Source organism: Cupriavidus sp. KK10 (genome assembly GCF_018223725.1).
Classification (GTDB): domain Bacteria; phylum Pseudomonadota; class Gammaproteobacteria; order Burkholderiales; family Burkholderiaceae; genus Cupriavidus; species Cupriavidus necator.
In genome coordinates this window covers 3,047,739-3,061,923 of the sequence record NZ_CP073677.1, presented here as the reverse complement: position 1 = coordinate 3,061,923, position 14,185 = coordinate 3,047,739, and the positions used below count along the sequence as shown (strand labels likewise).

General features: G+C 67.6%; 14 protein-coding genes. 9 read left to right on the top strand and 5 right to left on the bottom strand.

Annotated features, from left to right (window positions below):
* Nucleotides 1-46: 46 nt before the first annotated feature.
* A complete protein-coding gene (locus KB879_RS14490; protein WP_013953487.1) occupies nucleotides 47-1,483 on the bottom strand; it encodes an amino acid permease in 1,437 nt (478 codons plus the stop codon).
* A 334-nt stretch (nucleotides 1,484-1,817) separates the two neighbouring features.
* Here KB879_RS14490 and KB879_RS14485 point away from each other — a divergent pair, with 334 nt between their 5' ends.
* From KB879_RS14485 to KB879_RS14475, 3 genes are read left to right on the top strand one after another with little or no spacing between them, the layout of a single operon-like run.
* Complete coding sequence (locus tag KB879_RS14485; protein ID WP_013953486.1) at nucleotides 1,818-2,648, top strand: IclR family transcriptional regulator; 831 nt, start codon at nucleotides 1,818-1,820, stop codon at nucleotides 2,646-2,648.
* 48 nt (nucleotides 2,649-2,696) lie between these two features.
* On the top strand, nucleotides 2,697-3,713 hold the full coding sequence (locus tag KB879_RS14480) for an AAA family ATPase (protein ID WP_211981881.1): 1,017 nt from the start codon (nucleotides 2,697-2,699) through the stop codon (nucleotides 3,711-3,713).
* Nucleotides 3,710-5,431: a cobaltochelatase gene (locus KB879_RS14475; RefSeq protein WP_013953484.1), complete on the top strand. Its 1,722-nt coding sequence runs from the start codon at nucleotides 3,710-3,712 to the stop codon at nucleotides 5,429-5,431. Before KB879_RS14480 ends, KB879_RS14475 begins: the two co-directional genes overlap by 4 nt.
* 85 nt (nucleotides 5,432-5,516) lie before the next feature.
* Here the strand turns inward: KB879_RS14475 and KB879_RS14470 are convergent, their stop codons facing one another.
* From KB879_RS14470 to KB879_RS14455, 4 genes are all read right to left on the bottom strand, one after another.
* Complete coding sequence (locus KB879_RS14470) at nucleotides 5,517-5,819, bottom strand: 2Fe-2S iron-sulfur cluster-binding protein (RefSeq protein WP_013953483.1); 303 nt, start codon at nucleotides 5,817-5,819, stop codon at nucleotides 5,517-5,519.
* Between the two features lie 26 nt (nucleotides 5,820-5,845).
* Nucleotides 5,846-6,169 carry a hypothetical protein gene (locus tag KB879_RS14465; protein WP_013953482.1) on the bottom strand — a complete coding sequence of 108 codons (324 nt, stop codon included), beginning with the start codon at nucleotides 6,167-6,169 and terminating at the stop codon, nucleotides 5,846-5,848.
* A gap of 1 nt (nucleotide 6,170) precedes the next feature.
* Entirely contained in the window at nucleotides 6,171-6,512 is a 342-nt protein-coding gene (locus tag KB879_RS14460) for a 2Fe-2S iron-sulfur cluster-binding protein (protein WP_013953481.1), read from the bottom strand.
* A gap of 82 nt (nucleotides 6,513-6,594) precedes the next feature.
* Nucleotides 6,595-8,133, bottom strand: a complete 1,539-nt coding sequence (locus KB879_RS14455) for a hypothetical protein (protein WP_013953480.1) — start codon at nucleotides 8,131-8,133, stop codon at nucleotides 6,595-6,597.
* A 425-nt stretch (nucleotides 8,134-8,558) separates the two neighbouring features.
* Here KB879_RS14455 and KB879_RS14450 point away from each other — a divergent pair, with 425 nt between their 5' ends.
* From KB879_RS14450 to KB879_RS14425, 6 genes are all read left to right on the top strand, one after another.
* Nucleotides 8,559-9,254 (top strand): sulfite exporter TauE/SafE family protein, encoded by a 696-nt coding sequence (locus tag KB879_RS14450; protein ID WP_049800648.1) that lies wholly within the window; start codon nucleotides 8,559-8,561, stop codon nucleotides 9,252-9,254.
* 68 nt (nucleotides 9,255-9,322) lie between these two features.
* Entirely contained in the window at nucleotides 9,323-10,255 is a 933-nt protein-coding gene (locus tag KB879_RS14445) for an ornithine cyclodeaminase family protein (protein WP_211981879.1), read from the top strand.
* 176 nt (nucleotides 10,256-10,431) lie between these two features.
* Nucleotides 10,432-11,163, top strand: a complete 732-nt coding sequence (locus tag KB879_RS14440; RefSeq protein ID WP_013953477.1) for a TenA family transcriptional regulator — start codon at nucleotides 10,432-10,434, stop codon at nucleotides 11,161-11,163.
* 25 nt (nucleotides 11,164-11,188) lie between these two features.
* On the top strand, nucleotides 11,189-12,634 hold the full coding sequence (locus KB879_RS14435; RefSeq protein WP_211981878.1) for an aldehyde dehydrogenase family protein: 1,446 nt from the start codon (nucleotides 11,189-11,191) through the stop codon (nucleotides 12,632-12,634).
* Between the two features lie 28 nt (nucleotides 12,635-12,662).
* Nucleotides 12,663-13,142, top strand: coding sequence for a heme-binding protein (locus KB879_RS14430; RefSeq protein WP_013953475.1), 480 nt, complete (start codon nucleotides 12,663-12,665; stop codon nucleotides 13,140-13,142).
* 8 nt (nucleotides 13,143-13,150) lie between these two features.
* Nucleotides 13,151-14,149, top strand: a complete 999-nt coding sequence (locus KB879_RS14425) for a 2Fe-2S iron-sulfur cluster-binding protein (protein ID WP_013953474.1) — start codon at nucleotides 13,151-13,153, stop codon at nucleotides 14,147-14,149.
* Nucleotides 14,150-14,185: the final 36 nt, after the last annotated feature.

Here is a 14,185-nt window from a genome sequence, read left to right as displayed (position 1 = left end):
GCGCCAGCATACTGCACCGGCGCGCCACGTCAGTCATGGTCAGTCATCAATACTCGTGCAGGTCCGGGCGTGGCATCTCCGCCAGCGGCACTACCGGATCCGCGCTACCTCGAAACAGTTGCCGCGCGGCGTAGGCCACCAGCAGGATGCCCAGGCTCACCACACCCAGCGCAAGCGGCGTGCGCTGGTCGGGGATGAAAGCCATCGCCACCACGATGCCGATCATGCCGACGATCGCCACGTAGGTGAGGTACGGGTAGCACCACATGCGCACGCGCAGCTGGCCCGGCGCTTCGCGCTCCAGGCGGGAACGCAGGCGCAGCTGCGAGATCGCGATCAGGATGTAGACGAAGATCGCCACCGTACCGTACGAATTCACCAGGAAGGCAAAGACCGTATCCGGCGAGACATAGGACATCACCACCGCACCGTAGCCGAACAGGGTTGCCACCAGGATGGCGCGCACCGGCACGCCGTTGCGGCTCACGCGGGCCAGCGACTTGGGGGCGTCGCCACGGCGGGTCAGCGCGAACAGCATGCGCGACGAGGCATACAGGCCCGAGTTGAGCGCCGACAGCACCGCGGTCAGCACGATCGCGTTCATGATCTGCGCGGCCGCCGGCACGCCCATCACGTTCAGCGCGCTGACGTACGGCGTGGCGATGCTGGTGGAGTTCCACGGCACCAGGCAGACTACCAGCAGGATTGAACCCACATAGAACACCAGCACGCGCGTGATCACCGAGCTGGTGGCCTTGGCCACCGCCTTCTGCGGCTCGGCGGTCTCGGCAGCGGCGATGGTGACGATCTCGGCGCCGAAGTAGAAGCCGGTGGCGGCTACCGCGCCGGTCAGCACCGGGACAATGCCGTGCGGCATGAAGCCGCCGTTGGCGGTCAGGTTGGCCACCTCCATGCCATGGGACCCGGGGGCCAGGCCCAGCACATAGACGCCGGCGATGAACAGGAACACTATGATCGCGGCCACCTTGATCGATGCGAACCAGAACTCGAACTCGCCGAAGGACTTGACCGATACCAGGTTGGTCAGCGTCAGCATCACCAGCAGCACCAGGCTGATGATCCAGTTGGGCACGTCGGGCAGCCAGTAGCGCACCAGGTCGGCACCGGCCACGGCTTCCAGCGCCACCACGATGACCCAGAAATACCAGTACATCCAGCCGGTCAGGAAGCCGGCCAGGTTGCCCACTGCCGGGCGGTCGCGCCAGGCTTCGCGTGCATACTCATAGAAACCGCCGCTGCCGGGCATGGCGCAGGCCATCTCGCCCAGCATGCGCATCACCAGCACCACCAGCAGCCCGGTGATCAGGAAGGAAAGGACCGCGGCCGGGCCGGCGGATTTGATGACGACGCCGCTGCCGACAAAGAGGCCTGCGCCGATCACGCCACCCAGGGCGATCATGGTCATGTGGCGTTGCTTCAGGCCGTGGGATAGCCCGTTGCCGGACTCTGGTTGTTGGATCATGTTGTGTCTCCTGTGCTGCGCTTGCTGTCGGTACTGCGTTGCAGCCAGTACAGCGTTTAAGGCAGGCGCCACGGCTTCTCTTGGTATAGGTGGCAGGGCAGTAATTGCCAGCCTGGGGCCGTGGTCGTTCAGTATTTGCAATCCCGGGCAGGGATGGCCTATCCGTACATGTCGACTTGTCTCCGGTGATCGCTTAAAAAACTGGAACCAGAAGTTCCGAAAAATTGTTCTTTCACTGGAATGTAGGCCGTTCGCCGGGGAAGGTCAACCAGAAGTTTCGATAATTGATATGATTTGACTCTGAAAATGAAACTTACCTATGATGGAGCCAGGCATGAACGATATGCGCCTCGCCAAAAGTGACGCCAAGCCGGATGGGGACACGCCGGCACTGCGTTTGTTCGGCCTGCTCGAAGTCATCGCGGAGAAGGACCAGTCCTTCAACCTGCAGGCGCTGGTGGAAGAAACCGGCCTGCCCAAGCCCACGCTGCACCGCATGCTGCAGCAGCTCGAGGCCGCGGGCCTGATCCAGCGCAACGGCGACGGGCGGCAATACGGCACCGGCCTGCGGCTGCGCCGGCTGGCGGAGAACCTGTTGCTCAACAGCACCTCGCACGGTGCGCGCCACATGGTGCTGCGCCGGCTGGTGGAAGAGGTGGGCGAGAGCTGCAACCTGACCGCGTTCTCCGGCGGCGAGGTGCTGTACCTGGATCGCGTGGAAACGGCGGCGCCGCTGCGCTTCTACCTGCATCCGGGCTCGCGCGTGCCGGCGCACTGTTCGGCCACGGGCAAGCTGTTCCTGGCGCAACTGGCGCCGGCGCAGCGCCAGCGGCTGCTGGCCAACGTGGAGCTGGAACGCTACACGCAGAACACGCTGACCGACCACGCGCAGCTGGAAGCCGAACTGGAGCGCGTGAAGCGCGACGGCTACGCGATGGACGATGAAGAGTTCCTGCCGGGGCTGGTCTGCATCGGCGTGCTGGTGCCGGCCGCGGATGGCGGCAAGTCCAACCTGGGGCTGGCGCTGCAGGCTCCGGTGATGCGCGTGACGCGCGACAAGGTGCTGCAATTGCTGCCCGCGCTGCAGCGTGCGGCGGGCGCGCTGGCGGCTATCGAAGCCGACAGCGCCGGCAGCTGGCAGGGCGGCGCGGAAGAGGACGAATAGCGCGCACGGCGTCACGCGGATTGCTCCGCTTGCCGCAGTGCCGATGGCATGGCAGCAAGCAACAAGGAGCATGAGGTGACGCAAGACCAGTTTGGCAAGCCCGACCGGATGATTCCGGTGCGCAGCACGTTCGGCATCGATTCCGGCCTGATGGTGGCGGCCTTCAGCCAGCGCGACGACCACGTGCCGGAGATCGATCCGGCCTACCGCTTCCAGCCCGAGGTGACGCTGGCAATCCTGTCCGGCTTCATGCGCGACCGGCGCGTGATGGTGCAGGGCCTGCACGGCAGCGGCAAGTCGACCCATATCGAGCAAGTCGCCGCGCGGCTGAACTGGCCCTGCGTGCGTGTCAACCTGGACGGGCATATCAGCCGGCTGGACCTGGTCGGCAAGGACGCCATCGTGGTGCGCGACGGGCGCCAGGTCACCGAATTCCAGGAAGGCATCGTGCCGTGGGCGCTGCAGCGTCCGGTGGCGCTGATCTTCGACGAATACGACGCAGGCCGGCCCGATGTGATGTTCGTGATCCAGCGCATCCTGGAGCGTGACGGCAAGTTCACGCTGCTGGACCAGAACCGCGTGATCCGCCCGCATCCGTCGTTCCGGTTGTTTGCGACATCCAATACCGCGGGCCTGGGCAACGTCAACGGCCTCTACCACGGCACCCAGCTGCTCAACCACGCGCAGATCGACCGCTGGAATGTGGTGGCCACGCTGGACTACCTGCCGCATGAAGAAGAAGCCGGCATCGTGCTGGCGCGCGTGCCGGAACTGGACAACGACGCCGGGCGCGCGCTGGTCGATGCGATGGTGGCGCTGGCCGGGCTCACGCGCCGCGGGTTTGCCGCCGGCGATGTGTCGGCGCTGATGTCGCCGCGCACGGTGATCAGCTGGGCCGAGAACTGCCAGATCTTCCGCGACCCCGCGCTCGCCTTCCGCCTGACCTTCCTGAACAAGTGCGACGAAGCCGAGCGGCCGGTGGTGGCCGAGTATTACCAGCGCTGCTTCGGCCACCTGCCGGGTGAAGCCGCCGGCGTCAGCGCAGAATCGGAGCCCGCGCGATGAGCGCGGCCACGGTCGCGCAGCAGTTGCGCCGGCGCCAGCGGCAGGATGAGCTGTCCGGCGCCGCGGTGCGCGCGATCACCGGCGATGCGGCGCTGCATTTCCGCGACGGCCAGCTCTGGCGCGCGATGCGCCCGGTGCCGCAGCATGCGCCGCACTTGCGCACGGACCTGGAGACCGACACGGCCACCTGCCTGCGCGGCGCGGCCGATGGTGCCGCCCTGCGCCAGGCGCATTCCGACGCCGTGCTGCATCGGCAGCTGTGCCCGGCCGATCCGGTCGAGCGCCTGGTCTTCGAACTGCTGGAGCAGCTGCGTTGCGAGACCCGCCTGCCGCGCGGCATGGCCGGCGTGGCGGCCAACCTGCGCCACCGCTTCATGGCGTGGTCGCGGGCCTTCCATCGTTCCGGGCTGACCGAGGGGCACCTCGGCATCCTGCTCTATACCGTGGCGCAGGTGTCGTGGTCGCGCCTGACGGGGGAGCCGGTGCTGGAAGAGACCGAAGACCTGATCGAAGCCACGCGCGCCGCCATCGTGCCGGTGCTGGGCACCGCGCTGGCCGGCCTGCGCGCGCAACGCCACGACCAGGCCGCCTACGCCGCGCACGCACTGGCGCTGGCGCGCGCGGTGGCGCAGATGATCCGTGCGGAAGCCCCGCTTGCCGGCGAAGACGACGACAACTCAGCCTCGGCCGCGCGCGCCGGGTTTGCGCTGTGGCTGGATTTCGACGAACCGCCTGCGGAAGACTTTGCGCTGGCCGACAGCGGCCACAGCCGCGTACTGGCCGAGGCCACCGACGGCTACCGCGTCTTCACCACCCGCTACGACCGCGAAGTGCGCGCCGCCACGCTGGTGCGCCGCGCCTTGCTGGACGAGTACCGCACGCGGCTCGACGCACGCATCGCGCGCGCGGGCGTGAACATGGCCCGGCTGGCGCGCCGGCTGCGCGCCGCGTTGTCGCAGCCGCGCGTGGACGGCTGGTCCTTCGGCGAGGAAAGCGGCCGCATCGACGGCCGCCGCCTGGCGCAGCTGGTCTGCTCCCCTTCCGAGCGCCGGCTCTTCCGCCTGGAAGCGCACAAGGCCCACGCCGACTGCGTGGTCGGATTCCTGATCGACTGCTCAGGCTCGATGAAGGCGCAGGCCGAGCCGCTCACGCTGCTGATCGACATGCTCACCCGCGCGCTCGACCAGGCCGGCGTTGCCACCGAGGTGCTCGGCTTTACCACCAACGCCTGGAACGGCGGCCGCGCCCGTGCCGACTGGCTTGCGCGCGGCCGCCCGCAGCACCCCGGCCGGCTCAACGAGACTTGCCATATGGTGTTCAAGGACGCGCAACGCAGCTGGCGGCGCGCGCGCACCGACATCGCCGCCCTGCTCAAGGCCGACCTGTTCCGCGAAGGCGTGGACGGCGAGGCGGTGGAGTGGGCCTGCGCGCGCCTGCACGCCAGCGGCAAGGCCCGCCGCATCCTGGTGGTGGTGTCCGACGGCAGTCCCATGGATACCGCGACCGGGCAGGCCAACGACGCCTGCTACCTCGACAACCACCTGAAGGCGGTGGTGGCCCGGCATGCGACGCTGCGAGATGTGGAAGTGCTGGGGCTGGGGGTTGGGCTGGACCTGAGCCCCTACTACCGGCACACGCTGGCGCTGGACCTGTCGCAGCCGGTGGATATGGCGATGCTGGATGAGGTGGCGGGGCTGGTGGGGGCGAGGCGGCGGTAGCGGGAAGACTAGCGTTCGAAACGCTGGTACGCGGACACGGCCAGGAAGTCATACCAGCCGAAGGCGCACTCTCCTCAGCGCCCGCTCACCCGCGCACCGTCTCCCTGGGCTGCCATGACACCGCGATATTCCCATCGATAAAAGTCTGGCAGGCCAGCCGGAACCCCGTCGCCAGCTCCTCTTCGGTCAGCAGTTTCTTTTCCTTCGGCTTGACCGCGTCCGTATGCTCGTGGCCCTTTTCGATGCGGCATTTGCAGGTGCCGCACAGGCCGCCGCCGCACTTGAAAGGGATGCCGCCCTGCTCGCGCAGCGACACGCGCAGCAGATTGCTGTTGACCGGTGCGCTGACCGTCTTGCCGTGGTTGGTGAGGAAGGTGATCTGGATCATGGCGAAGATTGACTGAAGGTCAGGCGTTAGTAGCCAGGAGCGCCTGCGATGGCGACCGGGGCGGGCACCAGGGCGATGTCCATGCTGCCGAAGCTGGCCAGCTCGCGCAGCGCGACGCGGGCGGCCTCAAGCGTGGCGTACTTGTCGAGGAACTTGGTCGACACCAGGTTGACGATGCCGGGCGGCGTTTCTTCCAGGACCCGCACCTTGGTATCGGCGGCCAGTTCCGCGATGACAAAGCGCGCGGTGCGCTTGCCATAGAAGACGTAGTCGTATGCCTCGACCGCGGTCATGCCCGCAGTGGGCTCGGTGCGGAACTGGCCGGGGCGGCTGGTGAGAAGGACGAACATGTCAGGCATCCGCGCCGGCCGTGGCCACGATGGCAGGTGCCTGGGCGGGCAGGTCGTCCTGGGCCAGTTCGATGTCATGCTCGATCCAGAGCTGGCAGGCCAGCCGGTAGCCCTGTTCGAGCCGCTCGCCGAGTTGCTTCTTCTCTTTCCAGTTGGGCGGCGGCAGGTGTTCGGCGCCGGCGATCACGCGGCAGGCGCATTTGGAGCACTTGCCCATGCCGCACTCATAGCGCAGGTTGGGGTAGGGGAACTGGCGGATCCCGGCGCGGACGACCAGGTTGGTCTGGGACTTGACCTCGTCGACGAAGGTCTGGCCCTGCTTGTGGAAAGTGACTGTCGGCATGGCGCGGTTCCTGCCGGGCTGGCCGCCCGGCATCATGAATAGTCGAAGAAATCGGTGGGACCTGGCTGTTGTTTGCGGCCGCCTACGACCACAACACCATCGCGGCCACGGTGGAGCAGGCCAGCCCGATCAGCACCGGGATCAGCAGCGCGCGCACCGCGTCCAGCACCGGCACGCGGGCGAAGCCGGCCACCGCGATCAGCGACGACCACGCCACCAGCGTGCCGCCGCCGGTCCAGACCGCGCCCATCTGGCCCACCGCGGCCAGCGTGGCAGGGTCGAAGCCGACCACCGGGCCGAGCGCGCCGGCCAGCGTGCCGGTCAGCGGCAGGCCTGCGAAACCGGAGCCGTCGATGCCGGTGATCATGCCGACCAGCAGCACCCCGAAGGCGACCAGCACGTGGTTGTCCGGGATCATGTGCTGGTAGGCCTGGATCAGTTCGAACAGCAGGCTCGGCGCCTTGCCCGGCGGCAGGCCCAGGATCTGCGCGGCGGTTTCGCCGGCGCCGATGAAGAAAAAGCCCGCGATCGGCAGCACCGAGCCCATCGCCTTGAAGGCGAAGACAAAGCCGTCGGTGATGTGCTCCGGGCATACGTCGAGCATGCGGCGCGGGCCTTCCGCGGCCAGCGTCGCCAGCATCATCAGCACCGCAGCGACGCCGCCGACCAACGCGGCCGCATCGCCGCCCTTGAGGTCCTGCACGCCAGCGCCGAGCTTGGGCAGCACCATGACGGCGACCACGGCGAGGAAGGCGATGGGCGTGACGATCGCGAAGCATTTCGACCACTTCACCCGGCGCCGGGCCACCATCGCCAGGCTTGCCTCGATATTGCTGTCGCTGGCCAGCGGCTCGGCGTGGGCGGTGCCCCTGGCGATCTCGGCCTTGTCGAAGGTGCCGCCGCCTTCCAGCGCCTCGGCGCTGCCGCCGGCGCGCGCCTGCCAGCGGTCGAGCAGGGTGCCGCAGGCGGGGACGATATGCTTGCGCATCGACAGATAGGCCAGGCACAGCGCAATCGTGCCGGTGATGATCGACAGCGCCAGCGCGCGATCGGCCACCACCGCGGCGCTCACCGCCGCGCCGGCCGCCTTGGCGCTGATGCCGGGCGCGACGCCGATCACGTAGTCCGATGACAGCGCCATGCCCTGGCCGGCGATGGCGATGGCCATCGCGCCTGCCAGCGGCGGCAGCCCCGCAGCGATGGCGGCCGGCAGCAGGATTGCCGAGACCAGCGGCACCGCGGGCGTGGGCCAGAAGAACAGCGAGATGACGTAAGTGATGCCCGCCAGGATAAAGAACGCCGAATGCCCGTTCTTCATCACTACGCGGAAGGGCTCGACCATGCGGATGTCGGAGCGCAGCGTCTTGAGCGCATTGAGCAGCGCCGTCATGAACGCGATCACCAGGAAGATATTGAACAGTTCCTTGGCGGCAACCAGGCTCGCGGAGAACACCCCGCCCAGTGCGGAGACCGGACTGCCGGTGAGGGCAAAGACGACCAGGGCGGTGCCGATGATGGAAGGGACGACAACATTGGCGCGCAGGATCATCGTCAGCACGATGACTGCTACCCCTGACAGATAGATCCAGTGCGCGGCACCGATCACGACTTGTTGTGACATGAAGACTCCCTGGGGGCGGAGGGGTTGTGGGGCCCCGGGTTCCGTACCAGTTCTGGAACCCAGTGTCGGTATACTATATTCCAGTGCCATCTCGCGACAACAGGTTTTTCATCCGGACTTACGCCTATACCGGAGTGGTGCAAGTTGCCCGAACGCCGCACATTTATTGGGCTTGCGGCGATGCGAAGCGTCCTTTAAGTGGTGCACAGGCGGATCGGCAAGTTTGCCCGACTGCGCTGCGACATGTAGACTGTATACCGTGTGCGGCGACTTGCAGGAGGCATGCCCCCAAGAGGCCGTCCGTCCGACGCGCTTCCTTCGCGCCTTCCAAGCCGCTTTTACGACCTGCCGCCATGGCCTCTGCCTTGCCCGCCACCTTGCTCTCCCTGCTTCCAGCCGGACTCTCCGTCCCCACATATCTATGGATGGGGGCACTCATTCTCGTGGGCGCCTGCCTGCAAGGCGTGGGCGGGATCGGCTTCGCGATGCTGTCGGCGCCGCTGGGCGCAATCTTCTTTCCCGACCTCGTGCCGGGACCGCTGCTGGCGATGGGCTGCTGTCTCTCTTTAATGGGCGCGCTGCGCGAGCGGGAGGCGATCGCGTGGCGCATCGCAGGCTTCGCCCTGATCGGGCGCGCGCTCGGCGGGGCGGCGGCGGTGCTGACCCTGGCGTGGCTGGCGCCGGGCCCGCTGGGGGTGCTGTTCTCGGTGTCGATACTCGCCGCCGTGGCGCTGAGCCTGCTGGGCTGGCGCCTGCTGCCGAGTTCGCGCAACGTGGCCATTGCCGGCACCCTGTCGGGCTTCATGGGCACCATCACCTCGGCCGGCGCGCCGCCGTTCGCGCTGGTCATGCAGCACATGGCGCCGGCGCCGATGCGCGCGACCATGGGCACCATCCTGTCCGGCGGCGCAGTGCTGTCGCTGGCCATGCTCGCGCTGGCGGGGCGCTTCGGCCTGCCGCAGCTGATGCTGGCAGCGGCGCTTGCGCCGTTCCTGCTGGCCGGCTTCGCGCTCTCGAACCGCCTGCGTGGGCACGTCTCGCCCGGCGTCGTGCGCCGCCTGTTGCTGGGACTGTGCGCAGCCGGGGCGCTTGGCGTGCTCGGACGCACGGCGTTTGCCTGACGATTTCTGCGCGCGGTTGCCCGCGCGTTTTCCTGTCTTTCCCTGCCAATCCAATCAGCGGAGTTCCCATGCAGCACATCACAGATGAGATGGTCGATGCCCACGTCAGTCCGGAGGATGCCCGGCAAGTCATGGAAGCAGCGTTTTCCAGCTTCGGGCGCGGCGACGCCGCGATGCAGGAGCGCATTCGCACCGAGGCGGGAGGCGTCAAGCTGTCCACGCTGGGCGCGGTGATCCCGCAGCAGGGTGTGGCGGGCGCCAAGGTCTACACCACCATCAACGGCCAGTTCTCCTTTGTCATCCTGATCTTCTCGACCGACGACGGCCGGCCGCTCGCGTCGTTCGACGCCGGCGCCATCACGCGCCTGCGCACGGCCGCCTGTACCACGCTGGCGGCGCAGCGGCTGGCCCGGCCCGGCGCGCGCACGCTGGCGCTGTTCGGCGCCGGCATGCAGGGTGTGCAGCACGCGCGCCAGCTCAGCGAGACGCTCGGGCTGGCGCGCATCCTGGTGTCCGATCCGCACGCCGATGAAGGCATGCCGGCGCGGCTGTCGGCGCTGTGCGGCATCCCGGTCACACTGGCGGAGCCCGATGCTGCCGTGGCGGAGGCCGATATCGTCGTCACCGCCTCGCGCGCGACCACGCCGCTGTTCGCGGGCGCGTCGCTCCGACCTGGCGCCTTTGTCGCCGCCATTGGTTCCAGCCTGCCGCATACGCGTGAACTGGACGACAGCGCGCTGCGCCGCGCCGCTGCCATTGTGGTCGAGTGGCGCCCGCAGTCCGTGCGCGAGGCGGGCGACATCGTGCTGGCCGATCCGCAGGCCCTTCCGCGCGAGAAGATCGTCGAACTGGGCGACGTGGTCCTGGGCAAGGTGTCGCCGCGCCAGCGAGACGACGACATCGTGATCTACAAGTCAGTCGGCGTGGGGCTGGAGGACGTGGCGCTGGCGGGCTTCGCCTGGTCCCGCATCGCCGGCGCGGCGGAGCGTCGCGTCGCCTGAGCGCCATCGCACGCGCCACCGACGGGTAAACACTTACGTGATTAGTCAACGAAGCCCTTGTCGTCGCTGCCTCACTGTATATAGTATACAACAATGCAAGGGCTGATCGATTTACGAAGCGACCCCGGCATCCAACCCACTCAATCGCCCCACATCGCCAACCAGGAGCCTCCGCCATGGCCGAACTGATGAACCGCGAAGAATTCCGTGCCGCCCTCGAAGAAGCCATCAAAGGCAAGAGCGCCAACAAGGCGCCGTTCAGCGTGGCCTGGGCCAGCGGCAAGCTGACCCGCGCCCATCTCGCACGCTGGGCCGAGAACCACTATCACTACGTCGGCCCGTTCGCGGATTACTTGGGCTACATCTACGCTCGCACCCCGGACCGCTATACCGAAGCCAAGGATTTCCTGCTCGCCAATATGTATGAGGAAGAGATCGGCGGCGACCGCCATACCGACCTGCTGATCCGCTTCGCTGAAGCCTGCGGCACCACCCGCGAGCGCGTGATCGACCCGGACAACATGTCGCCCACCACCCGTGGCCTGCAGAGCTGGTGCTATGCGGTGGCCATGCGTGAAGACCCCATCGTCGCGGTAGCCGGCCTGGTGGTCGGGCTGGAGTCGCAGGTGCCTTCGATCTACCGCAAGCAGACCCCCACGCTGCGCGACAAGTACCAGTTCACCGACGAGGAAGTCGAATTCTTCGACCTGCATATCGTCTCGGACGAGATCCACGGCGAGCGCGGCTACCAGATCGTGCTGGAGCACGCCAACACGCCGGAACTGCAGCAGCGCTGCCTGAAGATCTGCGAGATCGGCGCGCAGATGCGGCTGCTGTACACGACGGCGCTCTATCACGACTACGTCGAGAAAGAGCTGCCGCTGCCCGAACTCGACATGGCCGCCTGAGCGCCGCAGCGCAACCGGATCGACGATGACCGTATTCCTCAACCATATCGACGGCGAATGGGCGGCCTGCCAGTCGGGCCGCACCTTCGACAACGTCAACCCGGCCGACACCGCCGACATCGTGGGGCGCTTCCAGGCGTCTTCCGCGGTGGACGCGCAGGCGGCCGTCGCCGCCGCGGCGGCTGCGTTCGCCGGCTGGAAAAAGACCCCGGTCGGCAAGCGCGCCGCCATTCTCAACCGTGCCGCCGACCATCTCGAGGCCAACGCCGACAGCATCGCCGCCGAGCTGACCCGCGAGGAAGGCAAGGCGCTGACGCTGGCCCGCGACGAGGTGCTGCGCTCGGCCCAGACGCTGCGCTTCTATGCAGTGGAAGGGCAGACCTTCACCGGCGAGGTGTACCCGAACGACGACCCCGACCAGCTCGTCTACAGCCAGCGTGAGCCGCTGGGCGTGGTGACGGTGATCGCGCCGTGGAATTTCCCGGTATCGATCCCGGCCCGCAAGATCGCCCCCGCGCTGGTGACCGGCAACACGGTGGTGTTCAAGCCGTCGTCCGAGGCACCGCTGTCGGGCTATCGGCTGGCCGAGGTGCTGGTCAAGGCCGGCCTGCCCAAGGGCGTGCTGAATTTCATCACCGGCAGCGCGGCGGAAATCGGCGCGGCCATCACCGAGGCGCCGGCCGTGCGTGCCATCTCGTTCACCGGCTCGTCGCGTGCCGGCGAGCAGATCCACCGCGCCGTGCCGCTGACCACGCGCACGCAGATGGAGCTGGGCGGCAAGAATCCGCTGATCGTGATGGAAGACGCCGACCTCGATCGCGCCGTCGACCTGACCATCAAGGGCGGCTTCTCGCTGTCGGGCCAGGCGTGCACCGGGACCAGCCGCGTGCTGGTGGCCGAGTCGGTCAAGGCGGCGTACACCGAACGCCTGCTGGCAAAGGTCGCCACGCTCAAGGTCGGTAGCGGCATGACAGCCGGGATGGACCTGGGGCCGCTGGCTTCGCACAAGCAGCTGGAAACGGTGCTGCGCTATATCGATATCGGCAAGTCCGAGGCAACGCTGCTGTGTGGCGGCGCGCGCCTGACCGGCGGCGACTTCGACAAGGGCTACTACGTGGCGCCGACGGTGTTCACCGACGTGACGCAGCAGATGCGGATCGCGCGCGAGGAGATCTTCGGGCCGGTGATCGCCATCCTGGGCTTCACGGACTACGCCGACGCTATCGCCAAAGCCAACGACACCGAGTACGGGCTGGCGGCTGCGATCGTCACCAGCAACCCGCGCTACATCCACCACTTCGCCACGGACATCGAGGCGGGCACGGTCAAGGTCAACCGCACCACCACCGGCAACCTGGTCAACGCGCCGTTCGGCGGGGTGAAGCGCTCGAGCACCTCGACCTTCCGCGAGTCGGGGCGCACCGGGCTGGAGTTCTATACGCAGGTCAAGACGGTCTACCGCGGCGCCTGAGCCCGCCGTCACAAGGAGTCATAGAGACATGAAGAAAGCCATCAAGCTGGAACTGCGCGAAGCGCGCCATATGGTTGCCGCCGCGATCCGGCGCTCGGAGGAAATCGGCGTGCTGGAGTCGATCTGCGTGGTCGACGAGGGCGGCTACCCGCTCGCGCTCGAGCGCATGGACGGCGCCCGCATCACCGGGCCGCAGATCGCATGGAACAAGGCGTTCACGGCCGCGGGCCACAAGCGCTCCACGCACCTGTTCACCACGCCGCCCAACGGGCCGGCGCTGCCGGGCAACGAGGCCTTCGGCATCCAGTGGAGCTTCGAGGGCAAGTTCGCCGCGTTCGTGGGCGGCTTCCCGATCGTGGTCAACGACGAGGTGATCGGCGGCATCGGCCTGTCCGGCGGCAACGGCGAGCAGGACACGCAGGCCGGGCTGGCCGCGCTGCAGGCGCTGGCCGAGCTGCTGGCGCCGCAGGACCTCAAGGTGCTGGTGCAGGCCGATATCAAGAAGTAGGAGGTTCCATGTCGTACCGCATCCAGATCGCCGAAACGCAGCAGGTCTTTTTTGTCGAACGCGGCGAGACCCTGCTGCAGGCCGCCGGGCGCGCCAGTATCGCCTTGCCCCACGACTGCCAGCTGGGTGGCTGCGGCACCTGCCGCATCCGGCTGCTTGACGGGCAGGTGCGGTATGACGAGGAGCCGTTCGGGCTCGCACCGGACGAGGCCGCCGCCGGCTTTGCGCTGGCCTGCCAGGCGCAGCCGCTGGGCGACCTGGTCATCAGCACGGCGCGCGAGGATGAGGCGTGCGCCGAGCCGGCGCGTTATCGGGCGCTAGTGCAGGCGGTGCGGCCGTTGTCGGCTGACGTATTGCATATCGAACTGGAAGTGCCGGACACGGGCGCGCTCGACTACCGCCCAGGCCAGTACCTGAAGCTGCTGAGCGAGGACGGGCGCGCGCGCAGCTTCTCGATGGCCTCGGTGCCGCGCGACGGACACGTCGACCTGCATGTGCGGCGCATCCCGGGCGGCGCCTTCACCGACGGCATCCTGCCGCAAATGAAAGCGGGCGACGCCGTTGACGTCGAACTGCCGCTCGGCAGCTTCTTCTACCGCGCCAGGGATTACCGGCCACTGCTGATGGTGGCCACCGGCACCGGGCTGGCGCCGATCAAGGCCATCCTCGAATCGCTGATGGACGATCCCGACTGCCCGCCGGTGTCGCTCTACTGGGGCATGCGGAAGCCGGAAGACCTGTACCTGCACACCGATATCCCCGCCTGGGGCGAACGGCTGTATGACTTCCAGTACGTACCGGTGCTGTCCCGTGCCGGCGCAGGATGGCAAGGCCGGCGCGGTTACGTGCACGATGCGGCGCTGGCTGACCTGGGTGACCTGAGCGAGCACGCCATCTATTTGTGCGGTTCTCCCAATATGATCCGAGACGCGCGCGCCGCTTTCCTGGCGAGCGGCGCAAGCACCGACCACATTTATGCGGACAGCTTCACCTTCCAGCATTGTTAAGACATGGCGGTATACAGGGAACGGCTGGTATACAAT